Origin of the sequence: Agrobacterium sp. RAC06 (assembly GCF_001713475.1) — a bacterium.
Lineage (GTDB): Bacteria > Pseudomonadota > Alphaproteobacteria > Rhizobiales > Rhizobiaceae > Allorhizobium.
On record NZ_CP016499.1, the window covers coordinates 4,487,018 to 4,511,549 of the forward strand.

25 protein-coding genes are annotated in these 24,532 nt (G+C 60.9%); 13 read left to right on the forward strand and 12 right to left on the reverse strand.

Annotated elements, in window-relative coordinates; translation table 11 throughout:
- The first annotated feature begins 783 nt into the window (after nt 1-783).
- Nucleotides 784-2,223 carry a coniferyl aldehyde dehydrogenase gene (locus BSY240_RS21245; RefSeq protein ID WP_083229692.1) on the forward strand — a complete coding sequence of 480 codons (1,440 nt, stop codon included), beginning with the start codon at nt 784-786 and terminating at the stop codon, nt 2,221-2,223.
- A gap of 17 nt (nt 2,224-2,240) precedes the next feature.
- Here BSY240_RS21245 and BSY240_RS21250 read toward each other — a convergent pair whose 3' ends face one another.
- Entirely contained in the window at nt 2,241-3,611 is a 1,371-nt protein-coding gene (locus tag BSY240_RS21250; RefSeq protein WP_069043650.1) for a putative bifunctional diguanylate cyclase/phosphodiesterase, read from the reverse strand.
- 251 nt (nt 3,612-3,862) lie between these two features.
- Nucleotides 3,863-4,966 (reverse strand): saccharopine dehydrogenase family protein, encoded by a 1,104-nt coding sequence (locus tag BSY240_RS21255; RefSeq protein ID WP_069043651.1) that lies wholly within the window; start codon nt 4,964-4,966, stop codon nt 3,863-3,865.
- Nucleotides 4,967-5,112: 146 nt separating this feature from the next.
- Here BSY240_RS21255 and BSY240_RS21260 point away from each other — a divergent pair, with 146 nt between their 5' ends.
- Together BSY240_RS21260 and BSY240_RS21265 are read left to right on the forward strand one after the other, a co-directional pair.
- Nucleotides 5,113-5,544: an Lrp/AsnC family transcriptional regulator gene (locus BSY240_RS21260; protein WP_054151446.1), complete on the forward strand. Its 432-nt coding sequence runs from the start codon at nt 5,113-5,115 to the stop codon at nt 5,542-5,544.
- 80 nt (nt 5,545-5,624) lie between these two features.
- A complete protein-coding gene (locus BSY240_RS21265) occupies nt 5,625-6,122 on the forward strand; it encodes an avidin/streptavidin family protein (protein ID WP_069043652.1) in 498 nt (165 codons plus the stop codon).
- A gap of 11 nt (nt 6,123-6,133) precedes the next feature.
- On the opposite strand, the gene BSY240_RS21270 is transcribed toward BSY240_RS21265, so the two are convergent.
- Nucleotides 6,134-7,477, reverse strand: coding sequence for an HD-GYP domain-containing protein (locus BSY240_RS21270; RefSeq protein ID WP_069043653.1), 1,344 nt, complete (start codon nt 7,475-7,477; stop codon nt 6,134-6,136).
- A gap of 171 nt (nt 7,478-7,648) precedes the next feature.
- Nucleotides 7,649-8,995 carry an HD-GYP domain-containing protein gene (locus tag BSY240_RS21275; protein WP_069043654.1) on the reverse strand — a complete coding sequence of 449 codons (1,347 nt, stop codon included), beginning with the start codon at nt 8,993-8,995 and terminating at the stop codon, nt 7,649-7,651.
- Nucleotides 8,996-9,191: 196 nt separating this feature from the next.
- Between BSY240_RS21275 and BSY240_RS21280 the strand changes: the two genes are divergently transcribed.
- On the forward strand, nt 9,192-9,776 hold the full coding sequence (locus BSY240_RS21280; RefSeq protein ID WP_054151449.1) for an ATP-dependent Clp protease proteolytic subunit: 585 nt from the start codon (nt 9,192-9,194) through the stop codon (nt 9,774-9,776).
- 72 nt (nt 9,777-9,848) lie between these two features.
- Here BSY240_RS21280 and BSY240_RS21285 read toward each other — a convergent pair whose 3' ends face one another.
- The 4 genes from BSY240_RS21285 to BSY240_RS21300 all read right to left on the reverse strand — a co-directional run bounded on the left by BSY240_RS21285 (nt 9,849) and on the right by BSY240_RS21300 (nt 11,427).
- Nucleotides 9,849-10,187: a hypothetical protein gene (locus BSY240_RS21285; protein WP_069043655.1), complete on the reverse strand. Its 339-nt coding sequence runs from the start codon at nt 10,185-10,187 to the stop codon at nt 9,849-9,851.
- A gap of 81 nt (nt 10,188-10,268) precedes the next feature.
- Nucleotides 10,269-10,772: a hypothetical protein gene (locus BSY240_RS21290; RefSeq protein ID WP_069043656.1), complete on the reverse strand. Its 504-nt coding sequence runs from the start codon at nt 10,770-10,772 to the stop codon at nt 10,269-10,271.
- A 72-nt stretch (nt 10,773-10,844) separates the two neighbouring features.
- The gene (locus BSY240_RS21295) at nt 10,845-11,159 is read right to left on the reverse strand and encodes a helix-turn-helix domain-containing protein (RefSeq protein WP_069043657.1); all 315 of its coding nucleotides are present in this window, start codon (nt 11,157-11,159) and stop codon (nt 10,845-10,847) included.
- Nucleotides 11,149-11,427, reverse strand: coding sequence for a type II toxin-antitoxin system RelE/ParE family toxin (locus BSY240_RS21300; RefSeq protein ID WP_083229693.1), 279 nt, complete (start codon nt 11,425-11,427; stop codon nt 11,149-11,151). The genes BSY240_RS21295 and BSY240_RS21300 overlap by 11 nt, the downstream gene beginning before the upstream one ends.
- Before the next feature lie 48 nt (nt 11,428-11,475).
- Here BSY240_RS21300 and BSY240_RS21305 point away from each other — a divergent pair, with 48 nt between their 5' ends.
- Complete coding sequence (locus BSY240_RS21305) at nt 11,476-12,291, forward strand: HipA family kinase (RefSeq protein WP_150127514.1); 816 nt, start codon at nt 11,476-11,478, stop codon at nt 12,289-12,291.
- Nucleotide 12,292: 1 nt separating this feature from the next.
- A complete protein-coding gene (locus tag BSY240_RS21310; RefSeq protein WP_069043659.1) occupies nt 12,293-13,075 on the forward strand; it encodes a DUF3037 domain-containing protein in 783 nt (260 codons plus the stop codon).
- Between the two features lie 119 nt (nt 13,076-13,194).
- Here the strand turns inward: BSY240_RS21310 and BSY240_RS21315 are convergent, their stop codons facing one another.
- Entirely contained in the window at nt 13,195-14,433 is a 1,239-nt protein-coding gene (locus tag BSY240_RS21315; RefSeq protein WP_069043660.1) for a saccharopine dehydrogenase family protein, read from the reverse strand.
- 50 nt (nt 14,434-14,483) lie between these two features.
- Nucleotides 14,484-15,581, reverse strand: a complete 1,098-nt coding sequence (locus BSY240_RS21320; protein ID WP_054151455.1) for a carboxynorspermidine decarboxylase — start codon at nt 15,579-15,581, stop codon at nt 14,484-14,486.
- Nucleotides 15,582-15,797: 216 nt separating this feature from the next.
- On the opposite strand from BSY240_RS21320, the gene BSY240_RS21325 reads away from it, so the two are divergent.
- From BSY240_RS21325 to BSY240_RS21355, 6 genes are all read left to right on the forward strand, one after another.
- Entirely contained in the window at nt 15,798-17,072 is a 1,275-nt protein-coding gene (locus tag BSY240_RS21325) for a GGDEF domain-containing protein (protein WP_083229694.1), read from the forward strand.
- A gap of 103 nt (nt 17,073-17,175) precedes the next feature.
- Nucleotides 17,176-18,357 carry a benzoate/H(+) symporter BenE family transporter gene (locus BSY240_RS21330; protein WP_069043661.1) on the forward strand — a complete coding sequence of 394 codons (1,182 nt, stop codon included), beginning with the start codon at nt 17,176-17,178 and terminating at the stop codon, nt 18,355-18,357.
- Nucleotides 18,354-18,578: a hypothetical protein gene (locus BSY240_RS21335; RefSeq protein ID WP_069043662.1), complete on the forward strand. Its 225-nt coding sequence runs from the start codon at nt 18,354-18,356 to the stop codon at nt 18,576-18,578. The genes BSY240_RS21330 and BSY240_RS21335 overlap by 4 nt, the downstream gene beginning before the upstream one ends.
- A 294-nt stretch (nt 18,579-18,872) precedes the next feature.
- Nucleotides 18,873-19,124: a type II toxin-antitoxin system BrnA family antitoxin gene (brnA, locus tag BSY240_RS21345; RefSeq protein ID WP_069043663.1), complete on the forward strand. Its 252-nt coding sequence runs from the start codon at nt 18,873-18,875 to the stop codon at nt 19,122-19,124.
- Nucleotides 19,125-19,451: 327 nt separating this feature from the next.
- Nucleotides 19,452-21,167 carry a 2-isopropylmalate synthase gene (gene leuA, locus BSY240_RS21350; protein ID WP_069043664.1) on the forward strand — a complete coding sequence of 572 codons (1,716 nt, stop codon included), beginning with the start codon at nt 19,452-19,454 and terminating at the stop codon, nt 21,165-21,167.
- Nucleotides 21,168-21,171: 4 nt separating this feature from the next.
- The gene (locus BSY240_RS21355) at nt 21,172-21,948 is read left to right on the forward strand and encodes an alpha/beta fold hydrolase (RefSeq protein ID WP_069043665.1); all 777 of its coding nucleotides are present in this window, start codon (nt 21,172-21,174) and stop codon (nt 21,946-21,948) included.
- Between the two features lie 107 nt (nt 21,949-22,055).
- Here the strand turns inward: BSY240_RS21355 and BSY240_RS21360 are convergent, their stop codons facing one another.
- Nucleotides 22,056-22,964 (reverse strand): metallophosphoesterase family protein, encoded by a 909-nt coding sequence (locus BSY240_RS21360; protein WP_069043666.1) that lies wholly within the window; start codon nt 22,962-22,964, stop codon nt 22,056-22,058.
- Between the two features lie 41 nt (nt 22,965-23,005).
- Between BSY240_RS21360 and BSY240_RS21365 the strand changes: the two genes are divergently transcribed.
- The gene (locus BSY240_RS21365; protein WP_069043667.1) at nt 23,006-23,512 is read left to right on the forward strand and encodes an NUDIX domain-containing protein; all 507 of its coding nucleotides are present in this window, start codon (nt 23,006-23,008) and stop codon (nt 23,510-23,512) included.
- A gap of 3 nt (nt 23,513-23,515) precedes the next feature.
- Here BSY240_RS21365 and BSY240_RS21370 read toward each other — a convergent pair whose 3' ends face one another.
- Nucleotides 23,516-24,499, reverse strand: coding sequence for a glutathione S-transferase family protein (locus BSY240_RS21370; RefSeq protein WP_069043668.1), 984 nt, complete (start codon nt 24,497-24,499; stop codon nt 23,516-23,518).
- Nucleotides 24,500-24,532: the final 33 nt, after the last annotated feature.

Genomic DNA, 24,532 nt, shown 5'->3' on the forward strand with positions numbered 1-24,532 from the left:
ACGCCTGAAACCCCTGATCGGAAGGACGTGCCTCAGAGGCACACAGACAAGGCGCCAATGCTGTCGCGAACATCCAGACAGCGGGGCGAATAAAACGGCGGGGATGCGAGCCGAGGTCGATGACCAAGGCTTCATCCCCCGGGCGAGGGTCCCGGTCGGAATGGTGCACCATCCGGCGGGAACCTCCCGGGCCACCGGCCAGGCTATGGCAGACATTCCCTTGGGAAGACGCTGCCAAAGCCGGACCCGCGCCCGGTCATTCCTCGGGACGCAAGTTCCAAGGACCGTCGCCGCCTTGCCAGAGAGACGCATGCAGCGGGAATAGACGCCGAACGAGGCGCCGGAAGGAGCCACATAAACTACTTAGACAGGTTGCTTCTGGCGCCTCGTCCGAGACAAGCATGACCGACCCGGAGGGAGTTGATCCCGACCGGTGGCCGAGCATGCGTATTTTGACAGTTCAGTTCCTGGAGGGGGGAGAGCGGGCCGCAAGCGCGGAGGCCATCTCCCCCTTGGTGGGGGAGAAAGCGATTTCGATGAATTAGGCGAGCGCAAGCCGCCTAAACATCTGAAATCGCAAGTGAGGGGGGCCGTTCGTCGTGCCACCATCACCGATCCCCTCACCAACAAAATCTGAGGTTTAGCCCTGATCGGGCTAAGCCCTCGATTTTATATCCTCTCCCACAAAGGGGAGAGGAGAATTCAAAAATCATTTGTTCTCCCTTGAACAAATGGGCGTAAACTGCCCATCTTGAGAGAGAAGAAAAACGAGAGGAAACCGCCATGGACGGACAGGTGTCGCCGAAAGCAGAGATCGCGGATCCCGCAGCCCGCATCGCGTCTCTGCTCGCCGCGCAAAAGGCGGCCTGGGCGAAGGACGTGACACCGGATCAAGCCACCCGCGACGATCGTCTCGCGCGGCTCGACCGGATGATCGAGGCCTGGCAGGAGCGTTTTGCCGCGGCGATTTCTGAGGATTTCGGCAATCGGCCCGCCGTCGTTACCACGCTCACCGACATCGTGCCGGTGCGGGCCGCGATCCGCCATGGGCGCAAACATCTGAAACGCTGGATGCGGCCGCGTCGCGTGTCGCTTGCCTGGACCGGTAAGCCGGCATCGGCGGTGATCCTGCGCCAGCCGCTTGGCGTGGTCGGGATCGTCGCCCCCTGGAACTATCCGCTCAATCTGATGCTGTCGCCCTTGGTCGGCGCCCTTGCGGCCGGCAATCGGGCGATCCTGAAGCCGTCCGAGTTGACGCCTGCCTTTTCCGAGGTGCTGGCAAAAGCCATCTCCGAGACGTTCTCCGAGGACGAGGTGGCTGTCGTGACAGGCGGGCCGGATGTGGCGAGTGCCTTTACCGCTGCACCCTTCGACCACCTGATCTTCACCGGCTCGACTGCCGTCGGTCGCAAGGTGGCGGAAGCGGCGGCGAAGAACCTGACGCCTGTTACCCTCGAGCTCGGCGGCAAGTCACCCGCCATCCTCGACGCTTCAGTGCAGTTCGACAAGGCCGTGCCGCGCCTCGTCTGGGGCAAGCTTGTGAATTCCGGCCAGACCTGTGTGGCGCCCGATTATGCGCTGGTGCCGCGCGCGCGGGTTGCCGACTTCCTCGCCGCCGTGAAGGCGGAGGTTAACAGGCAATATCCTGGTCTGCCTGGCAATCCCGATTACACCACGATCATCAGCCCAAGGCATTTTGCGCGGCTCACCCGCCTCGTCGAGGAGGCGCGCGAGAAGGGCGCCGAGGTGGTCGAGCTAGGCGGTCCGCATGACGGCGAGGCCCGCGTGTTTTCGCCGGTGGCCGTGATCGGGGCGCCGGATGAGACCGCCGTCATGTCGGAAGAGATCTTCGGGCCGATCCTGCCGATCGTTGCCTATGACACGCTGGACGAGGCGATTGCGTATATCAACCATCGCGACCGGCCGCTGGCGCTCTACTGGTTCGGCGACGACAAGCAGGCGCAGGAGCGCGTGCTTTCTGGCACGATTGCCGGCGGCGTGACGGTCAATGACACGATCCTGCATCTCGCCCAGGACGATCTGCCCTTCGGTGGCGTCGGTGCGTCGGGCTACGGCGCCTATCACGGCGAAGCGGGGTTCCTGGCGCTCAGCAAGGAGAAGCCGGTGCTGAAGCAGTCGGCGATCTCTGGCGTGAAGTTCCTCTATCCGCCTTATGGGCGGATGGCGCAATGGATGCTGAAACTGCTCGGGCGCTTCGGCTGACTGATCAGGCTTGTCGGTCAGCCGGCAGCAAGGCGGGGGGACGGCCGTTCGGGGGCAAGCGCCGGCCTCGGCTTCGGGGCCCGCACCGCAAGCTCGAAATCGGCGAGCGGCATAGGCCGCCCGAAGAGATAACCCTGGAAGAACCGGCAGCCGGTCGTCTCGAGAAAGGCGAGCTGGGCCGGGGTTTCCACCCCTTCGGCCACGGTTTCGAGGCCGAGATCGGTGGCGATCGCCCTGATCGAGCGGACGAGGGCGGCATCGCGGTCGTTTTCGGCGACGGCTGCGACAAAGCTGCGGTCGATCTTCAGTTCGCTCACTGGCAGGCGGCGCAGATAGGCCAGCGAGGAAAAGCCGGTGCCGAAATCGTCGAGCGAGAAAGTGAGGCCGAGCCTCTTCAGGGACACCATTTTCTCCGCGACGGGTTCGAGCCCGGCGATCAAGACGCTTTCGGTGAGTTCAAGCCTCAGACGTGTGGGATCGATGCGGTGGCGGGCGAGCAAGTCCCGCAGCGTGGTTTCGAAATCGCCCTCGTTGAACTGGCTGGCACTGACATTGACCGAAAGGGTGAGGCGCCCGAGCCTCGGATCGGCCTGCCAGCGACCAAGTGTCGCCAAGGCCTCTTCGAGCACGAAATTGCCGACGAGCGGCATCAGTCCGACTTCTTCGGCGGCTGGGATGAAGGTGGAAGGCGGTATCGGGCCCTTGGCTGGGTGGTGCCAGCGCAGCAGGGCTTCAGCACCCATGATCTCGCCCTTCGCATCGACCTGCGGCTGGTAGGCGAGGCTGAGCTCGCCATGCCGGAGGGCTGCCACCAGATCTCGGGCGATGCCGCCTGGCGCCGAGAGCCGTTGCTGCAGGGCGTAAATGGCAGTGCAGAAGATGAGGGCGGCCATGGTCGGATTGAGCCAGACGCCGATGCGGTGCAGGTCCGGGGGAACCGGCTGGGCAAAGGGGAGCCTCAGATCGGCCGCATGCAGGACGACGAAGGAGACGAGGCTTGCGGCGATCACCGAAAGCTGGAGACGGGACGGTCGGCGCAGATAATTGATGTAGGCGAGCATGCCGAGCACAGGCAAGAAAAGATGCGTCACGCGCGGCGCGCCATTCTGCGGTACGTCGAACATCAGGCAAAAGCCGATGACAAAAATGAGAAAGCTGATCTGCGCGACAAGGAGGAAGAGATCGAGCCGGCGGCGGGTGACGAGCGCGAAGCAGACAAGGGCGGCGATAACCGGAAAGAACTCGGCCAGCGCCAGCAAGGTGTAGCCCTTGACCAGAAATATCAGCGACCAGAACAGCGCGACGCCACCCACGGCAAGTGTCACGGTCTGATAGACCCGGATGACACGATCCGCCTTGTCCTCCTGATTGGCCTTGCCGAACATCATTCGCCAAATCGTCCCTTCGGGGCCCCGGTTAGGCCTCTCTGGCACGGTGATCCAAGTGCGTCCGGAGGCTGAAATTCAGAATACCCTAACTTAGCCCACTAAAGAAACCATGTATCTCGATCATCAAGTCTTTCTGTTCGTTGCGAAGCCTGTCGGGCCGTAGAAGGTGCGGGGCGGCCCATCTGCCGATGAACCGCCCCTTTGGACCTTAACGGTCCAACCTCCCCCCGGAGACTATTCAGCAGGATTGTTCAGCCCGCCTTGGCGACCTTCATCACGTCGGGATCGTAGACGCGGCCAAAACGGTTGGCGAGGAAGGCGGGAAGGTCGATCTCTTCCTGGCGGACGAAGCCTGCCTGGGGCAGGGTGCCGTCGGCGAGTAGGTCAAGCACGGTGCAGATGCCCGCAGCCGTGGTGATCTGGATGGCGCTCATCTTCTTGGCAGCCACCACGCCGGCATAGACCTTGTTGGCATAGGTTTCCTGCAGGTAACGGCCATCCTTCCAGCCGCAGACCGTGACGAAGACGACAACCACGTCCTGCATGGTGGCCGGCAGGGCGTTTTCGAAGAGGTCCTTCAGCACGTCGCGGCGGTTCTTCAGGTTGAAGTCGTTGAGCAAGGCCTTGATGATCGCCTGGTGGCCGGGATACCGGATCGTGCGGTAGTTCATCGTGCGCACCCGGCCTTCGAGCGTCTTGGCGAGCGTGCCGAGACCGCCGGAGGTGTTGAAGGCCTCGTAGGTGACGCCGTCGAGCGAGAATTCCTCGCGCTCTTCCATGGCCGGCACCACAGTCAGCTTGCCTTCGACGATCGCCTCGCAGGGCTCGATGTATTCGTTGATCAGCCCGTCGGTCGACCAGGTGAGATTGTAGTTCAGCGCATTGGACGGATATTGCGGCAGGGCGCCGACGCGCATGCGGACCGTATCCAGCGTGTCGAAATGCTTGGTCAGATCGTTTGCGACGATCGAGATGAAACCGGGGGCAAGGCCGCATTGGGGAATGAAGGCGGATCGGGCGCCGCGGGCGAGCTCTTCCACTTTGCGGGTCGTCGCCACGTCTTCCGTTAGGTCGAGGTAATGCGTCGCGGTGCGTGCGGCACTTTCGGCGATTGCGCCGGTCAGGTGGAAGGGAGCGGCGGAGAGGACGGCGAACTGGCCGGAAAGGGCCGCGTCGAGAGCGTTCGCGTCTGATATGTCGAGTTCGAGCGTCTTCACGGCCGTATGTGCATCGAGCTTTGTCAGCTGTTCGGCGCTGCGGTCCGCGACTGTGACCGCGTAGTCGCCGGTTTCAGCGAGCATCCGGGCAATTGCGCCGCCGATCTTGCCCGCGCCGATGATGGTAATGTTCTTCATGGTTGCCCCTCGCATGCCTGATGTCCGCAATTCGGACGAGATGTCATTTGTCAAAGCAGTGTGCGGGCGGAGCCTGTCGATTCCAAGTGACGATCTGATCAGATTGCGGTATCAATATGAACGTATCGACGAGCAAAGTGGACGAAATGCAGATCACGGACAAGGATCGGGAGTTGCTCTCGCTGCTCTCGGAGAATGCGCGGATGCCGGTGGCGGAACTCGCGCGGCGGCTCAATCTGTCACGCACCACGGTTCAGGCCCGGCTGGAGCGGCTGGAAGCGCAAGGGGTGATTGCCGGCTACCAGGTGCGGCTCTCCGATGCCTATCAAAGCGGGCTGATCCGGGCGCATGTGATGATCACCATCGCGCCGAAGGCGCTGACCGCGGTGACCGGAGAGTTGAACGCGATCCGCGAGGTGACCGCACTCTATTCGGTGAACGGTCCCTACGACCTGATCGCCATTGTCGCCGCCCCGTCGATTTCCGAGCTCGACCGATTGATCGACCGGATCGGCGAATTGTCCGGCGTCGAGCGGACACTGTCGTCGATCATTCTTTCTACGCGGATTTCGCGATGAAGACCGCAACCACTCTTTCATCTGTAAACCCTTAATAAACCATATTTCGTTATCTTGTCTTAATCGTTCTGGGGGTTGGGATGAGTATTGTTACACTTCTGCTTGCATCGGTTCTCTGGCAGACCGGCCTGCCTGCAGCGCGAGCCGCCGAGGAGGGCGCGCCCCTCGAGATTGCAGGGGGCACCTCGACATGGATCAGCCGACACGGTTCAGTATTGGTCCTCGATCGCGAGCGTGACGGGGTGTTGCAAGGCTATCTCATCAACAATTCACCGGGTAAGGGTTGTCGCGGCCTTCCTTACGCGCTTCACGGGCGCATCATCGAGCGGACGATCACCTTTCAAGTTACCTGGCGAAACGGCGTTGAGGATTGTCCGAGACAGACGGAATGGCGTGCCGAGATCCGGTCGCTGGAGAATGGTAGCTTTGAGCTCCATGCGGAGTGGGAGCAGTTTTCGACAGTCATCGCGATCGGGCTCAATCATGATGAGGCACGAAGAGGTAAAGACCTCTTCACCTTGCAGATGAGCAACGAGCCGCCGCAGAGCAATGGGCCAGAGGTTTCGGTAATTCCCTAACTGGGCTTTGGCTACGCCGCCTTCAGCTCCGCCCTTGCCAGTGCCCGTTCGAGTGCTGCGATGCAGGTTTCGTCGTGGTGGCGGCCGGCCCCTTCCCAGAGGATGGCGAGTGCCTTTTCGACCGGCATGGCGGCGCGATAGGGCCGGTCGGCGGTCAGTGCATCGAAGACGTCGGCGGTGGCGACGATGCGTGTCTCGAAAGATATCTCGTCGCCCTTCAGGCCGCGCGGATAGCCGGAGCCATCGAGTTTTTCGTGATGGGTGCCGCCAATCAAGGCGAGATCGGCGAAAGCGGCGATGCGCGAGAGGATGGTCTCTGAGAATTCCGCGTGGCGCTTCATTTGCTCCCATTCCTCGCCTTCAAGGCGGCCGGGTTTGTCGAGCACGCTGTTGGAGACGCCCAGCTTGCCGATGTCATGCAGCAGGGCTGCACGCTTCAGGCGGCGTCGTTCCGGCAATGCCATGCCCATTTCCTCGGCGATCAGGTCGGTGAAGAGGGCGACGCGATCGCTGTGGCCTGACGTGTAGGGGCTCTTCGCATCGATGACGCGGGCAAAGCCTGCGGCGATATCATCGAGATAGCACTCGTCGGCCATCACCGCCTGGCGGCCCGGTTCGAGGGCCAGCACATAGGCTTCAAGATTCTCGGAGCCGAGTTCGGCAAAGAACACCGGGGTGGCCAATGCTTCGAAGATAGTGACAAGTTCCGGATCGAACCAGCCACCGGCGCGCTTCTTTACCTCGATAAGAGCTGCTTCCGGGCCCTGATGGACGAAGAAGACGTCGATCACCTGCGCCATGAGAGCGATGCGAGCAAAAAGGTGGATTTCTTCGCCCTTCAAACCTTGAGGCAGGCCGCCGCCATCGACATGTTCGTCGAGATCCAGAATGCCGCGTGCTACCTCTTCGGAAAAGCGCATCTGGCGGGCGATTTCCGCGCCGCGCTGGCAGCGGGTCTGGATGAGGCTGGTCGAGATCTCGCCGCCATTCTTGAAGATGTTGAGAATGCCGCGGAAGCGTTCGGCAAGCCCCGCTTCCATGCCGGTGTGGGAGAGCACGAATTTCAGAATCTGCGGGAAGGAGCCGTCGACCAGTTTGAAGTCGTGTTTGAACTTCAGGTCATCGGCCAGATAGAGCTCGCAGATGCGGGCGGCATTGGACGAGCAGCCGAGATCCTTCAGGAGCAGGGTGTAATAGAGATCGCGCAGCGCCTCTTCGCCAAGACCGAGCGCCTGGCCGATGCGCGTGCCGATGAAGCAGCAGCGCACGCAATGGCCGGCGGGCTGACCTTCCGTCATGTCTAGCGCGTGACTGAGTGCCTCGATCAGTTCTGCAAGCCTGATGGTCTGGGTCATGGCGCCTTCTCCTCCCGTTAGACCAATTCCGGCGAAAACGGAGTAGCATCCATGCTCTATCCTTCTGTTTTCATGCAATTCCGGAGGCAAAGCGGCTTCGCGCCTTTGCTTTGACTGCTCCAGTCTGAAGGAATGGGATTAAGAACGGGTATCGCTGCGGCGGTCGCGCGATCACGCAGCCGCGAGGGCGTTGTCCCGGGCGACTGCGCGTTCGAGGGCGTCGACGCAGAGCGGGTCATGATGCACCCCTGCGGTCTTGCGGATGACGGCGAGTGCTTCTGCCGGGGTGATCGGAGCCCGGTAGGGTCTTTCGGCCGTCAGGGCATCGAAGACATCGGCGGTGGCAACGATGCGGGTTGCGAGCGAGAGCTGGTCGCCAGTGAGCCCACGCGGATAGCCCCTGCCGTCGAGCCGCTCGTGATGGGCGCCGCCGACCTCCGCCAGTTCCGCGAAGGCGGGTATTTTCGAGAGGATGCGCTCGGAATGCGCTGCATGGGCCTGCATTTCCGTCCATTCCTCGGGATCGAGACCGGAGGGCTTGTTCAACACCCGGGCCGAGACGCCGAGCTTGCCGATGTCGTGCAGCAGGGCTGCCCGACGCAGGCTCCGGCATTCGGACGCAGAAAGGCCGAGTTCTTCGGCGATCTTCACGGTGATTTCCGCCACCCGGTCGCTATGGCCGGCGGTGTATGGGCTTTTTGCGTCGATGACGCGGGCGAAGCCCTCCACGATATCGTCGAGATAGTCGTCGTCTGCCAGGATGACCGTCTGACCCGGCTCTGCTGCCAGCACCTTCAGCTGGAGATCCGGCGCCTTCAAATCGTCCCAGACGCCAGGTTGTGCCAGCACGGCGAGGCAGGCATCGACGACTGCGGGATCGAGCCAGGTGCCCCGGCGGGCGCTGAGCTGACGCAATGCCTGTTCCGGGCTGCCATGGCTGGAATGAACATCGACCACCTGGGCGGCCAGTGCGATGCGGGCGAAGATATGGATCTCTTCGCCCTTCAGGCCGTCTGGTCGGCCGGTGCCGTCATGATGCTCGTCGAGCTCGCGGATGCCGGCTGCGACATCCTCGGAGAATCGCATCTGCCGGGCGATTTCAGCGCCCCTGCGACAGCGGATATCCACCAGTTGCGCGGCATGTTTGCCGGCACGCAGCGCCTTGAGGATGGCCTTCAGCTTACCTGCCACGCCGCGACGGGCGCCGGCATGGCGGAAAACCTGTCGCAGCAGGCTTGGCAGCGTGCCATCGACACGGCGGAAGTCGCCCTTGAACCGGATATCGTCCGTATCGAAGATCTCACACATGCGCACCGCATTGGCCGAGCAGCCGAGATCCTTCAGCATCAGGGTGTAATAGAGATCGTGCAACTGCTCTTCCGGCAGGCCCAGGCGGCGGCCTATGGCCGTACCGATATGGGCGGTGCGAATGCAGTGTCCGGCAATCTGTCCGCCGGTCAGGTCGAGTGCGTGGCTGAGGGCACCAATCAGTTCAGCGAGGCGTATCTGTGCGAGCATGTGTATCTCCGTCGCTGCCAGATTTAACCCTTAAGAGTTAAGGGGTCGTAGATAATTCGGATATCCTCACATACGAAACGCCTGTGATGGCAACCTCCTGTTCACTCCTTCCATGCTTGTCTTTTTCCCGCATTGTCTTAAGCCATGAGACGCACTATGTGCGGATAAGCCAAACCAACGAGGACTGTCCCCTGTGATGAACGAAGACGAAGACGACAAGAGCAAGGAACTGCCGATCGGCAAGGAAACGGAAGCGAACCTCTTCAAGTCGCGTTCGATCTTCATCTATGGCGGCATCACCATGGAGCTGGCGCAGAAGGTCTGCACGCAGCTCGTCGCGCTTGCTGCCGCCTCGGATGAAGACATCCGTGTGTTCGTCTGCTCGCCGGGCGGCCATGTCGAAGCCGGTGATGCGATCCACGACATGATTCGCTTCATCAAGCCGAAGGTCTTCATAATCGCGACCGGCTGGGCCGCCTCTGCCGGCTCGCTGATTTTCGTAGCGGTTCCGAAGGAGCGCCGTCTGGCCCTGCCGAACACCCGCTTCCTGATGCACCAGCCGTCTGGCGGCACCCGTGGCATGGCCTCCGACATCGAGATCCAGGCCCGCGAAATCATCAAGATGAACGAACGCCTGATCAAGATCTATGCGAAGGCCACCGGCCAGAGCCAGGAGAAGATCGCCAAGGATATCGACCGCGACTACTGGCTCTCGGCCGAAGACGCCGTCACCTATGGCCTGGTCGGCCGGATCATCGAGAGCCACGCCGACATCGGCTGAGGCTTTCGCCTGAGATTGACCTGAAAAAGCCGCCGGAGCGATCCGGCGGCTTTTTCGTTTGAGGCTTTTCGATCAGATCAGCGGGCAACCGCGGCGATTGGCAAAACGCAGCTGTCCAGGCCCGCGACGGGTAAAGCCACGCACCGTGATGCTGCGATCGGTGACGCGGACCACTTCGGCGCGGCGCAGACCCTCTTCGGCCGCCGCACGCTGGGCTTCACGCGGGCTGCAGCCGCGATTGCGGTCGCGGCGGTCACGATCACGGTCTCGGATGATCGGGCGCACCCCATCCGGGCCGATGCGCAGTTCAATCCCTTGTGCCGAAGCCGGGGCGGCAAAGGGGGCGGCGAGCGGAAGGCCGGCGAGGGCGAGCGTGGTGACGAGCGCTGCGCGCAGGAACTTGGCGGACATTATGGGGCTCCTTTGATGTCTTGGCGAGGAAAGTCGCACGGAGCCCGAAAGTTCCTTCGTCTCAGGCGGATGAGCCGGCTTTCAGCGCCACTCGTGCAGCCTGTCAGCCATCAGCGGCCTGGATGTCACCAGCGGCAGGGTGCCCTCCGCACGCTCCGCATAGGCGATCGCATCTGCCTCGTCGTTGAAGCCGATAAAGATCATCGACAGCGACTTCGCCTTCGGGGCGCCCTTCTTGCGATAGGCGAGCTTCACCGCGCAATGCGGAAAAGCTTCGTCCAGCACAGCACCTTCGGGAAGCGCATCCGACAGCGCCAGATGGGCGCCGAGGCCGAGGAAACGATCGATGGCGGCAAAGGCGGTCGCGTCCGGCAGCTGCCTGTTCTCGGTCGAGCCGGGCGCGCGGCCCCAGAACAGGCTGTCGACCAGCCCCTTCGCCCGCTTCGACTTCACCACGACAAGACCGCCGGCCGCGACAAGCTCCAGATGGGCGTCCCAGGTCTGGAAGAGGCCCGGGGACTGGTGGAGTTCGGTGAGGAGAGGGCGGAGGGCGGCGGTGAGGTCGGTGTGGTGGGCAGGGGGCATGGGCGGGTGTCTCGGCGAGTGTGGGATGGTGTGTGGCGGCCTCGTAGCATGGTGGGGGCGGGGTGGATATGCTCAGTTCGGCTCTGGCGTCAGATCGACACGGCTTTCCTTGCCATCCGGCGTCTTGAGCACGAGTTCGACGCCGCCGCCGATGGAGCGCATGTAGCGCACGACGGAGGAGAGGAGCACGTCGTCGGCGCGTTCGATCTTCGAGACGGTGTTCTGCGTCATGCCGGCCCGGGCGGCGACCTCCTGCTGGGTGGCCTGCATGGCCTTGCGGACCTCGGCCAGGGCCTTGCCCAGCCGCCGCTCGTTGCGCTTGGCGTCGAGGCGTGCGCGGACGTCGTCGGGCAGTTCGGCGCGCAGCGTTTTCCAGTCAGTGTCCATTGTGGTTGTCCTTCAGCCAGGCTGAAAAGCGGGTATCGGCCTTGCGGATCAGGGTCTTGTAAAACAGCGTCTGACTCATGCCCTGCTTACCGCCGCCGCAGAGGATGATGGCGCTCTGGGCCGGATCAAAAGCGAAGGCGAAACGCCAGACCTGTTTGCCAAACCGCACCCGAATCTCCTTCATGTTGGCATGGATGGAGCCTGTCAGCGTGTCCACTTCGGGACGACCAAGGAAGGGGCCGTCGTCTTCGAGAGATTTGGTCGTCATGTTGAAGTTGTTCCGACGTTGAGATACCAGTTTTGCGATGGGGGCGAAATGGCGACGGGTAACAAGTGGCAGCCAACGCGAATAAATCGCGTAAACAGAGTGCTTGGCACGAGCACAAAGCCTTTGCTTGCGATGACTGATGCTGGCGCCGCCCTCGTGAAGTACCTTGGTAACCCCCAAGGAAATGATGCACTCGTTAGCGAGCTGGTCGCAGCGCAGCTAGCCAACCGAGTTGGCTTGCTAACGCCCGAATTCGCAGTCGTGCGGATCCCGCATATTGAGGTCTTAGATCCTTTTGTAGATGTTCAGGAGGGACCAGCCTTTTTCTCTCGCTGGGAGCAAGCTGCGTCATTGGCACCGAATTCCAAACTGTTGGCACAGCTACGTGCTCCCAGCGACGTTTCCCTTCTTGTGGTCTTCGATACGTGGATCCGGAACAAAGACCGCTTTACGGGAGATCCCTATGGCGGCAACTTCAACTATGACAATCTCTTGTTCAAGCCTGATAAGCGCAAGACTCAGCTCTTAGTGATCGACCACAGCCATGCATTTGCTGAGACAACGTTGGAGGGTGAAATTACGGCGGATTGGGCTACTGAACAGAATGTTTATGGATTGTTTAATGAGTTCGCCCCAATGCTGACGCGGCATGATGTACAATCGGCCTTGGATACCATATGCGCGGTACCCATCCACGAGCTAAGAGCTATCTGCGCGTCGGCTCCGCCAGAGTGGGGGTTTGGCGGAGTTTTGGCAAGCCGCTTGGGCGATCTTCTGGTCGAACGTGCGCACTTGATGAGAACGTGGTTCGCGGACGCTGTATTCGATCAAATGGAACTGGATTTCAACGGGAAGGAGGCATGAGATGGAAGCTGTAAAGATATTGTACTCGATCGTGCAGTTTAGCCCGTTTCCAGATCGGTTCGAGTACGTCAACGTCGGTGTGATTGTATTCGATGCGGCGCGTAAGAGATTGTCGATAAAGTTGTCGAATGACTTTTCTCGCGTCAGAAAATTCTTCGGCGATATCAACGCAATTTTTCTGAAAAGCGCCCTTCATGATTTTTCTGAGCGAGTAAGTCTGCGCTTCCATAAATCGGATATGTCGTCGCAGTCTCAGATTGAGGAGTTTAACTCCAAACGGGCCGATCTTTTCCGTCTGACGTCCTTGAATGCTGTAGCAGGCTCCGATGTGGATTCGATCGCGGACAAACTTTTCGGCGAACTCGTTGTTTGGGAAGCGCACCCCAGGAAGATTGAACGAATAAACACACTGCTGACTAGTGCATTTCGCGAAGCTGGAGTCCTCTCACTTCTTGACAGGCGCCCTGAGCCGATTCACCTAGAACAGTATGGAGTAACGCTGCAAGCAGACTACGGATATCAGAATGGTGTCTATAATCTCATCGATGCAGCAAGGTTTGACAATCCCCAGCGTGGCTTGGCTGAAGCGGGAAAGCGTGTTCTGGAAGGTAAAGCGCTATCGGAGATGATTGGTAAGCGCTTGATCGTGGTTGGTGATTTTGGAAATCAACCAGACCGGTTCGTAGATAACCTTCGTGAAGATTTTGAAAAAGTTGGTTCAAAGCTATTTCGTTTGGAAGAGGTGGACGAGTTGTCGGCCGAAATACGAAGGACTGCGCACTAGAGCGTTTCCGGTGATCACCGAAAACGCTCTCTAGGCTGTATAAACTCTAGTAAGAAACCCCGCCGGATCGCTCCGGCGGGGTCCGCATTCCCTCAATCCTCAAGCGCTTCCCCGCGCTCTTAGAACTCCACAGCCCGATCGCCGTTCTCGTCCTGAATGCGCGTCGGCAGGCCGATCTTGTTCAGGAGGTTGATGAAGGGTTTCGGTGGCAGTTCTTCGACGTTGGCCATCTTCTTCACGTCCCATTCGCCTGTCGCGACCAGCATCGCGGCTGCGACCGGGGGGACGCCGGCGGTGTAGGAGATGCCCTGGCTGCCCACTTCGTTATAGGCTTCCTTGTGGTCGGCGACGTTGTAGATGAAGACGGTCTTTTCCTTGCCGTCTTTCAAACCCTTCACGTAGTCGCCGATGCAGGTCTTGCCTTCGTATTCCGGGGCGAGCGACGACGGGTCGGGCAGGCAGGCCTTGACGACCTTGAGCGGCACGACTTCGGAACCGTCTGCAAGCTTGACCGGCTGTTCGGAGAGCAGGCCGATCGACTTCAGTACGGTGAAGACGTTGATGTAGTGATCGCCAAAGCCCATCCAGAAGCGCACGTCGGCGCCGTCCATGTTCTTCGCCAGCGAATGCACTTCGTCATGGCCGCAGAGATAGGCGCGGCGGGTGCCGACGACCGGCAGGTCGTAGTCCTTGCCGATCTCGAACATCTTGTTGACCTTCCATTCGCCGCCCTGCCAGGAATAGACGACGCCGGTGAATTCGCGGAAGTTGATTTCCGGGTCGAAGTTGGTGGCGAAGTACTTGCCATGGCTGCCGGCATTGATGTCGACGATGTCGACGTCGGTCACCTTGTCGAGATATTCGTCCTTGGCGAGACGCGCATAGGCGTTGACCACGCCCGGATCGAAACCGGCGCCGAGGATGGCGGTGATGCCCTTTTCCTCGCATTCGCTAGCACGCTTCCACTCGTAGTTTCCGTACCACGGCGGGGTTTCGCAGATCTTGTTCGGCTCTTCATGGATCGCGGTGTCGATATAGGCCACACCGGTGTCCATGCAGGCGCGCAGCACCGACATGTTGAGGAAGGCAGTGCCGACATTGATGACGATCTCAGTGCCCAGCTTCTTGATCAGGGCCTTGGTGGCTTCGATGTCGAGGGCGTCGAGCGCATGGGCTTCGAGAACGCCCTCCTGCTTCATCGCCTTCTTTTCATGAACCGAAGCGATGATCGCGTCGCACTTCGCCTTGGTGCGCGAGGCGATATGGATGTCGCCGAGCACGTCGTTGTTTTGCGCGCATTTGTGGGCAACCACCTGCGCGACGCCGCCGGCGCCGATGATGAGCACGTTCTTCTTCATAATGGGACCAACTCCTATGTCCAATCGTCAGAACCTGTTCCTGAGGGAGTTCAGGACAGGCTTTGTTCGTAGTCCGTGTAGTCGAACTCACGGACCGTCCTGAGGCTGCCATCCAGTTCGCGGATGGCGATTGCCGGCATTTGCACGCCGTTAAACCAGTTTTTCTTGACCATCGTGTAGCCGGCGGTGTCCTGCAGCGAGATGCGGTCGCCGATGTTCAATTCCTGTTCGAAATTGAACTCGCCGAAGATATCGCCAGCAAGGCAGGACTTGCCGCAGACCTGGTACCGGTGCGGTCCCTGGTTAGGGTGGACCTTTGCGCTTTCCCGGTAGATCAGGAGATCGAGGAGATGCGCTTCGATGGATGAATCCACCACGACAAGGTCCTTGCCGTTATAGAGCTTGTCGAGCACGGTGACTTCGAGCGTGGTCGACTTGGTGATCGAGGCTTCGCCGGGCTCCAGATAGACCTGAACCCCGAATTCGCCGGAGAAGCGCTTGAGGCGCTCGGCGAACTTCTCCAGCGGATAGTTCTCGCCGGTGAAATGGATGCCGCCGCCGAGCGAGACCCATTCGGCCTTCTTCAGGAGGGGACCGAACTTCTGTTCGATATCGCCGAGCATCTGATCGAAAAGGTCGAAATCGCCGTTTTCGCAGTTGTTGTGGATCATGAAGCCGGAGATCAGGTCCATGACCGGCTCGACCTTCTTCAAGTCCCATTCGCCCAGCCGCGAGAAGGGGCGGGCAGGGTCTGCGAGGTCGAAGCTCGAGGAGGAGACGCCGGGGTTCAGCCGCAGGCCGCGGATGATGCCGGAGGACTGGCTCTCGAAGCGTGTCAGCTGGCCGATCGAGTTGAAGATGATCTTGTCGGCATGGCTGACGACTTCGTCGATCTCGTAATCGGCGTAAGCCACGGAATAGGCGTGGGTTTCCTTGCCGAAACGCTCATGGCCGAGGCGGACTTCATTGAGCGACGACGAGGTCGTGCCATCCATGTAATCGCGCATGAAATCGAAGACGGACCAGGTGGCGAAGCATTTGAGCGCCAGAAGCGCCTTGGCGCCGGAGAGTTCGCGCAAGGTCGCGATCTTTTCCATGTTCTGGAGCAGCTTGGACTTGTCGATCAGGTAATAAGGAGTCTGGATCAAGGCTCTATCCTTCGTGAACCCAGCCATATCTGGCGGAAGTGAACGGGACGCCCCGAATGCGTCGGAGGGGTCCCATAGGCAAAAGGGGGTCAAAAGGCAAGCATATGCTCAAGGGAATCTCCCCCGTTCCTCCTGTTTGCCTTGACATGGTGAAACGGCGATGACGATCAACCCGGCCGTTTCACAAGGCCGTCTTGCGTGGACGGGAATGCAGCCATGCGTGAGGCGGCGGGCTTCGTTCAGCAATCGGCAAGCTTTGCGTTGCTAAGCCAGGTTGTATCGGTTCTGCCTGGACGCCTCATGCATCTCGACCTCGCCACCATCCTGATCCTGCATCCGCTGTCGCTGACGGTCGGCGCGCTGTGTTTCCTTTATCTGCGCTTTGGCTCGCGGCGCGGCCATGGGCTCGGCAAGATGGCCGTCGCGTCCCTCGTGCTTGCTGTCGCCTCGGTACTGGCGGGCGCCTCCGAGCAGGGCTTCGTCGCTTACGAGACCTGGACCTATCTCACGACGATCGTCACCCCCGTTGCCTATGTTCTGATGCTTGTGGGGCTGAGCGACGTGATCACGGAAGACCGTGCGGGCAGGCTCTGGTGGGTGCTGCTCGTGCCTGCTGGCATCGCGGTCGCTGCCCTCGTGACCGCGTTTCCGCTGGAAAGGTTCTACCGCGGCGCAGTTTTCCTCACCTGCATGGGCGGCTTTTCGGCCGCCTCCGCTGCACTGGTGATGTGGGATCCGAAAAGGCAGAGGCTGACGAGCCGTTTCGGGCTTGCGGCAGCCTTCGGCGCCAAGGCCGTCACTGCTGCCGTAACCTTCGTGGCGCTCGTCGTGCCTGATAGCGTCCAGATGACGCCGGCGGCGGCATTTCTCGTGCTGATACTCGCCCAGTTTGCCATCGCCATGTTTGTGCTGATTCTGGTGCAGGAGCGTGCAGAACAGAGACTGATCGCCCTCACCGAAACCGACAGCCTGACGGGCATCCGCAATCGCCACTGGATGATGGACCGTCTGCCGCGCGAGGCGCCGGTCGGCAGTGCCTATGTGATCATCGACATTGACCACTTCAAGCAGGTGAATGATCGTCTTGGTCATCTGGCGGGTGACGAGGTGCTGACATCGGTGGCGCAGGCGATGACACGACAGCTGGGGCGCAATGCCATCCTGGCGCGTATGGGGGGCGAGGAGTTCGGCCTCTATCTGCCGGCTGCCAACGAGGCTGATGCCATGCAAACGGCGCAGCAATTGTGCGCCTCGATCGCCACGCTGACCATTTTCCACGAGGGGACGAAGATTGCGGTGACCTTGAGTGCCGGCGTGGCTGTGGCGCCAACGGCAATGTCGATCATGCAGCTCATCGGCCGCGCCGACGAGGCGCTTTACGCCGCCAAACGCGGCGGCCGCAATCGGGTCGTTCTGGCGCGATTCGAGCCCGCGGCACATGATATGCGCCTCCCGGAGGTCGATGTACCACTGGTGGCAAAACCCGTCTGAACCGCGGGAGGGCGAACGCTTTTGCCGTAGCGGCGGCTTGCCACAGCGACCGTAATTTGATTGGCCTTGGATCCATCCAGGTCCGTTTTTTGGCGAGTCCATCATGCTCAAAGACTTTTCTCCCCAGGCGGCCTTCATGGGCGTGCTCGTCGCCTTTGTCGGTTTTGCCAGTTCGTTTGCCGTCGTGCTCCAGGGGCTGAAAGGCGTCGGCGCGACGGATTACGAAGCGGCCTCCGGGCTGATGGCGCTGTCGGTCGCCATGGGGCTCTGCGGGATCGTCTTGAGTGTGTGGACGAAGCTGCCGGTCTCTGTTGCCTGGTCGACTCCGGGTGCTGCGCTGATGGTGACGGCGGGGATTCCGGTCGGCGGGTTTCCTGCGGCGGTCGGGGCGTTTCTGGTCTGTGCGGCGCTGATCGTGCTCGCCGGCCTCATCCGGCCCTTCGGGCGGGCGGTTGCCGCCATTCCGGCGCCGATTGCCAATGCCATGCTGGCGGGTGTCATTCTGAATTTGTGCTTCGCGCCGTTCAAGGCGGTCGCCTTCGATCCTTTGCTCGGTCTGCCGATCCTCGTGGTCTGGGCGGTGGTCGCGGCCTTCAAGCGGCTTTACGCGGTGCCGGCTGCGCTTTTGACCTTTGTTGTTGTCATCGTCTTCGGCGTAGACTTGCCGGAGGGGGCAATGGCCAGCTGGGCGGCATCGCTTGCGCCGCCGGTGGAGTTCGTGTTGCCGGTCTTCACGCTGCCGGCGCTGGTGTCGATCGCACTGCCGCTGTTCATCGTCACCATGGCCTCGCAGAACATTCCTGGTATCGCGATCCTAAAGGTCAACAAATATGACCCGCAACCGGGGCCGATGTTTGCCGTGACCGGTCTTTTTTCGGCACTCGCGGCACCTCTCGGCGGCCATGCAGTGAACCTTGCGGCAATTACAGCGGCAATGTGTGCAGGCGAGGACGCGCACCAGGACCCGAAGCGGCGCTACTGGGCGGCGATCATTGCTGGGATCGGCTATGTGCTGCTCGGGCTGGCAGCCGGTGCCGTCACCGGCTTCGTGTCGCTGGCGCCCCCGATCCTCATCCAGTCGGTGGCGGGACTGGCGCTGATCGGGGCCTTTTCGGGGTCATCGGTTGCGGCGTTCCAGGTGCCGGAGACGCGGGAGGCGGCGGCGGTGACGTTTCTTGTCACGGCATCGGGGATTTCGATCCTCGGGATTTCGGGGGCATTCTGGGGGCTGATCGCCGGGGTGGCGATGCTGGGGCTGGTCAAGCTGGCGAGAAACCGCACGTGAGACGGCTGCGCATCAAAGCCATCATCTTTGTGCTCTTTGCCGGTTTCTTCGGCTATGTCTTCTACACGCGCTACTGGATCTGGCGGGACTGCATCGCGGCTTCGCAATCGAGTTGTGTCACGCCCGATGGCAGCAATGTTACCGATGGCGGGATGGTCTGGGGCGTGATCGCGCTCGCCTTCCTGGCTGCCGCCGTCATTGCCCAATTCGGGCGGCGGTGATCTGGGTGTGCCGGATCTGGTGCAGTCGTAAGGGTTGCGCTAGGTTTTGCGCATGGAGTTCGAATTCGATCCGGTCAAAAGCGAGGCGAACAAGGCGAAGCGCGGAATCGATTTCGTGGCGGCGCAGGAGTTCGGTATGATCCTTAGATTTGAATGCTGGGTATGCTGCCGAACCAAGGCGGATCCGAATAGGCCTGATCTTTGATCTCTTGTGGGCAGGTATCTACGTTCTGCGTGACGAGCGCGTTCGGATCATTTCCGTTCGCCGGGCAAGAATTCAGGAAAGGCGTTTCTATGAAGACAATCAGCGCTGAAGAGCTGGATCGCCTGTTCGATGAGGGCGAAGAAGATGTGCTGCAGTACTTCAACCTGACCACGGCCAGACGTCCCAATCTCGAACCGGTTGAGCTGACCGTGACGGTCATGTTGGGAACGAAGCTTAGGCTGGAGCGTCAAGCAAAGGAACTCGGCGTATCCGTTGACTCCTTGCTTGAAGACTGGCTGCGCGAAAAGCTGGACGAGGCAAGTCCATCCGCCGCCGAATAACACCCTTGCGCGATTCAATTCATCGCGTTATTCCTGACCCCATGAAGATCAACGGCACGACCATTGCTGCGACTGAAATGACGGCCCGCACTGCGGCCCGCTTCGTCGCGTCGGTGCCAAACTCGCTTCTTCTTCTCGGCCTTATCCGCGGTTGCCGGGTCCATTGAGGAGCGCCCGGCGGCCGGGTCAGCCGTTTGGCGATTGCTCCTCGAAATCCCCTTTTGTAATGCAATCCATCCCTTGAATAGGGCCTGTTCGGACGTGCCAAAGCTCCGCTGATTTGTTATCAGCCATGGCAGCCGCCAGGGACGAGAAGAGACGAAGACGATGATTTTGAAGACCCATACCGTGAAGCAGGGCATGCCGGACGCTTCGCAGAAGTACCGCGCCTATCCGCAAATCGCCATTCCGGACCGCACCTGGCCGTCGAAGGTGATCGACAAGGCACCGATCTGGTGCTCGGTCGACCTGCGCGACGGCAATCAGTCGCTGGTCAATCCGATGGGCCATGACCGCAAGGCGCGCATGTTCCAGCTGTTGCTCGACATGGGCTTCAAGGAAATCGAGATCGGCTTTCCCTCGGCCTCCCAGACGGACTTCGACTTCGCCCGCTGGTGCGTGGAAGAGGGCGGCGTGCCCGCCGATGTGTCGCTGCAGGTGCTGGTGCAGTGCCGGCCGGAGTTGATCACGCGGACGTTTGAGGCGCTGGAAGGTGCCAAGAACCCGATCATCCACTTCTACAACTCCACCTCCGAGCTGCAGCGCCGCGTGGTGTTCGGCAAGGACGTCGCTGGCATCAAGCAGATCGCGGTTGATGCGGCGAAGATGATCATGGACATGGCGGCGAAGGCTGGTGGCGGTTATCGCTTCGAATATTCGCCTGAGAGTTTCACCGGCACCGAGCTGGAAGTGGCTTTGGAGATCTGCAACGCCGTTATCGCCGAAGTGAAGCCGACTGATGACAACAAGCTGATCCTGAACCTGCCGTCGACCGTCGAGATGGCGACGCCGAACATTTATGCCGACCAGATCGAATGGATGTGCCGCAACATCGACAACCGCGAAAACGTGCTGATCTCCTTGCATCCGCATAATGACCGCGGCACGGGCATCGCTGCGACCGAGCTGGGCCTGATGGCCGGTGCCGACCGCGTCGAAGGCACGCTGTTCGGCAATGGCGAGCGGACCGGCAATGTCGATATCGTGACGCTGGCGCTCAACATGTTTACGCAAGGTGTCGACCCGCAGCTGGATTGTTCCGACATCGAGCGGATCAAGGCCGTCTACGAATATTCCAACGAGATGGTCATTCCCGAGCGCCATCCTTATGTCGGCGAACTGGTCTATACGGCCTTTTCTGGTTCGCACCAGGATGCCATCAACAAGGGCATGAAGGCGATCAAGACCGCTAATCATCCGGTGTGGGAAGTGCCTTATCTGCCGATCGATCCGCAGGATGTTGGTCGCACCTATGAGGCGATCATCCGGATCAACTCGCAGTCGGGCAAGGGCGGTATCGCCTATATCCTGCAGGAGGACTACGGCATCAACCTGCCGCGCAACCTGCAGATCGAGTTCCGCGAGGACATCCAGCGGATCACCGACGAAGAAGGCAAGGAACTGCCGTCGAAGAAGATTTACGACCGCTTCATCGAACGGTACGTCGATCAGACCGGCGCGCGCATCAAGTTCGTCGATCACCACACCTATCCGGCCGGGACTGACCAGAAGGGTATTCGGGTGGTTGCCGCCGAGATTACCGACAATGGCGAGACAAAGCGGATCGAAGGCAAGGGAACGGGCCCGATCGACGGCTTCGTCAACGCGCTCTCGACCTATCTCGGCATCGACCTCTCGGTGCAGGATTATTCCGAGCACTCTTTGCAGCATGGCTCGAATGCAGCTGCCATCGCCTATGTCGAAATGACCCATGCTGGCGGCAAGTTGTTTGGGGCTGGCATCAACACCAACATCGTGACGGCCTCGCTGGAGGCGATCGTCTCGGCCGCCAACCGTGTGTTGGACGAGCAGAAGAAAGCCTGATGAGATGACGCTCTTCGCCGAGGTTCGACATCCGTCCTCGGCGAAGGCCCCACTTGCGTTGCTGCATGGTTTTGGCGGGATCGGCGCCTCCTGGGCGCCGGTCATCGAGCGGCTCGAGCCACACCAGCCGCTTGTCGTCTATGACCTGCCGGGGCATGGGCGCTCGCTTGATGCCGAGGGTGTCGGGCATGCCGGCGTGATGGCCAAGGCCATTCTGGCGGATCTCGACCGGCGCGGCATTTCGAGCTTTCATCTTTGCGGTCATTCCATGGGTGGGGCGATTGCCAGCCTGATTGCGCTCAGGGCGCGGGATCGGGTGGCATCCCTGACACTTGTGGCGCCAGGTGGCTTTGGTCCCGAGATCGATCATCAGGCCTTGCGGCGTTATGGTTCGGCCGTCGAACCAGACGAGTTGGCTGTCGGGTTGGCTGCAATGGCTGCCCAGGGTGTTGCGTTTGAGGCAGCGGCTCTCGATCGGCTCGCGGCTGCTCGACGGATTGCCGGGGCGACGGATCGACTGATGGAGATCCTCCAATCCTTCCTCGTGGAAACCGACGAACGGATCGGGCAGGGGACGTTGCCGCTCTCCTCATTCTCCGATCTCGGCATTCCAACGCGATTGCTCTGGGGAACGGCCGACCCGATCCTGCCGGTCGCGCAGGCAAAAAACATCTGGGAGGGCGCGGAGGTCACGCTGATCGAGACTGCAGGCCACATGCTGATCGACGAGGCGCCGGATAGGGTGGCTGTGGCGATCCGGGCGGCGATGGCTGAAGGATAGAACATTTCCGGCGGAATTAGAATCGCCTGAAATGCTCTATCTCTTTGCTTTGACGCAATTCCGAACGCAAAACCGGTTCCCACTTTTGCTGGAATTGCTCTAGCGGCTCAACCGAGCAGCCGTTCGCTGTGATCGAGCTTGAGCGGGGCATCTTCGCTTTCGATCTTGTAGCGCTGCCAGTCGAGTTGCCAGTTTCCGGCTTCGCCATCGATCGAGAAGAGATTGTAGCCGGCAGCGGGTTTCTTAGCGCCTGGTCCCTGGCTTGCCGAGGCGATGCCGACGACGGGGACGTTCTTTTCGCGGTCCGTCAGCCAGTAGAGCGTGTTGAGATGGGTGTGGCCGTGCAGCACGAGTTCGGCGCCGCCGGTGCGGATCGCGGCGGCGAAACGGCGGATGCCGATCATCCGCTTGTGCTGGGGAGCCGCTCCCCGGATCGGCGGATGGTGGATCATCACCACGCGGAAAAGACCTTCCTCGCCGGCGGCCTTTAGAAGTGCTGCGGTCTCGCGGGCCTGGCGACCGCTGAAATAGCCCTGGGCGGAGAAGGGTGGGGTGGCGATGGAGGTCGAGCAGCCGATCAGCGCGACCGGGCCACGGCGGCGGATATAGGGGAAGAGTTTGTGATCGTCCTGGAAAATCAGCGGATCGTCGTCGCCGCGCATGTAGTCGTACCAGGCCTGCACGACGCGCTCGTGGGCGCCAGGCACATAGGCGTCGTGATTTCCCGGCACAACGGATGTATCGAGCGGTGCACCAGCTTCCTTCAGCCATTCGGAAACGAGCTTGACCTCAAGCTTTGAGGCGAGGTTCACGAGGTCGCCCGTTATGGCAAGGTGATCCGGGTTTTCGGTACGAAGCGACTCCAGGACCATTTCCAGCGCATTGGGGAAAAGGTGCTTGCGGCGGTTGCGATGCCAGTTCACATAGCCCGTAATCCGCTTAGAGGCCAGTTCCCGGATCGTCAGGTTCGGCAGCGGGCCGAGATGCACGTCGGAGATGTGGGCGAGCTTGAACATGGCGCTTCTCTTAACGACGCTGAAACCGAGGGGCAAGGAAAATGACGCCAGCGGGTGGTGCCGGGACGGGTGCCGATAGCGAAAGGCTCGGATGGCCGAAGAGGTTCCTTGTTCGCCTTCTGCATGTCTATTTCGCCATCAATCGTGGCATGACGCTTGGTGTTCGTGCCGCCTGTTTCGACGAGGCGGGGCGGATCTTCCTGGTCCGCCACACCTATGTGCCCGGTTGGCATATGCCGGGCGGCGGGGTGGAGCGCGGCGAGACGGCGATCGAAGCGCTTTTGAAGGAAATGCGGGAGGAGGGTAATCTTGAACCCGTCGATGCTCCCGCACTCTTCCATGTCTACTTCAATGCCCGGATCAGCCGGCGTGACCATGTCTTGCTTTACCGTGTCAACGTGCGGCAGACGATGGTCCGCCCCGCAGACCGGGAGATTGCCGAGGCTGGCTTCTTCCACTTCGACGCTCTGCCGGAGGGCGTGACCCAGGCGACACGGCGTCGGATCGCGGAACTGCGCGGGGAAATCTCCCCGGGGCATCACTGGTGAGTGTCAGACGCCGAGCTTTTCTCGACCGTGCGGCGCCATCAGGTCCTCATCAGGGCCAACCGGCACGACCCCGGTCGGATTGATCATGGTGTGGCTGCGGTAATAGTGATGCTTGATGTGGCGCATCTCGACCGTCTCGGCCACGCCCGGCGTCTGGTAGAGGTCGCGCAGATAGGCCGACAGGGCAGGATAATCGGCGATGCGGCGGATGTTGCACTTGAAGTGGCCGACATAGACGGGGTCGAAGCGCACCAGCGTGGTGAACAGACGCCAGTCTGCTTCCGTCATGCCGCTACCGAAGAGGTAGCGCTGATCGGTCAGTCGCTTCTCCAGCCAATCGAGTGTCTCGAAGAGCGGATAGACGGCGCTTTCATAGGCTTCCTGGGTTGTGGCGAAACCGGCTTTGTAGACGCCGTTATTGACCGTGTCGTAAATGCGGGCGTTCACCTCGTCGATCTCGGAATGGAGATCTTCGGGGTGCATGTCGAGGCCCGAGCCGGTCAGGCCGTCGAAGGCCGAATTCAACATGCGGATGATCTCGGAGCTCTCGTTCGAGACGATAGTGTTCTGATGCTTGTCCCAGAGGACCGGTACGGTCACGCGGCCCGAGAAGGTCGGGTCGGCTTTGACATAAACCTGCCAGAGGAAATTCGAGCCGAAGAGATGATCCGGCGTGGCGCCGTCGCGGTCGTGGAATTCCCAGCCGTTCGACAGCATCAGCGGATCGACCACGGAAACCGAGATCAGGTCTTCGAGGCCCTTCAGGGCGCGGAAGATCAGGGTGCGATGCGCCCAGGGGCAGGCATAGGAGACGTAGAGGTGGTAGCGACCTGCCTCTGCCTTGAAACCGCCCTTGCCGGAAGGGCCGGCGGAGCCGTCTGCGGTCACCCAGTTGCGGAAGCTCGAGTCAGCCCTCTTGAAGTGCCCCGAGGTCGATTTCGTGTCGTACCAGACGTCCTGCCAGACGCCATCCACCAGTCTACCCATGGTCGCTTCCTTCTCGTTTGAACTTGACCCGGA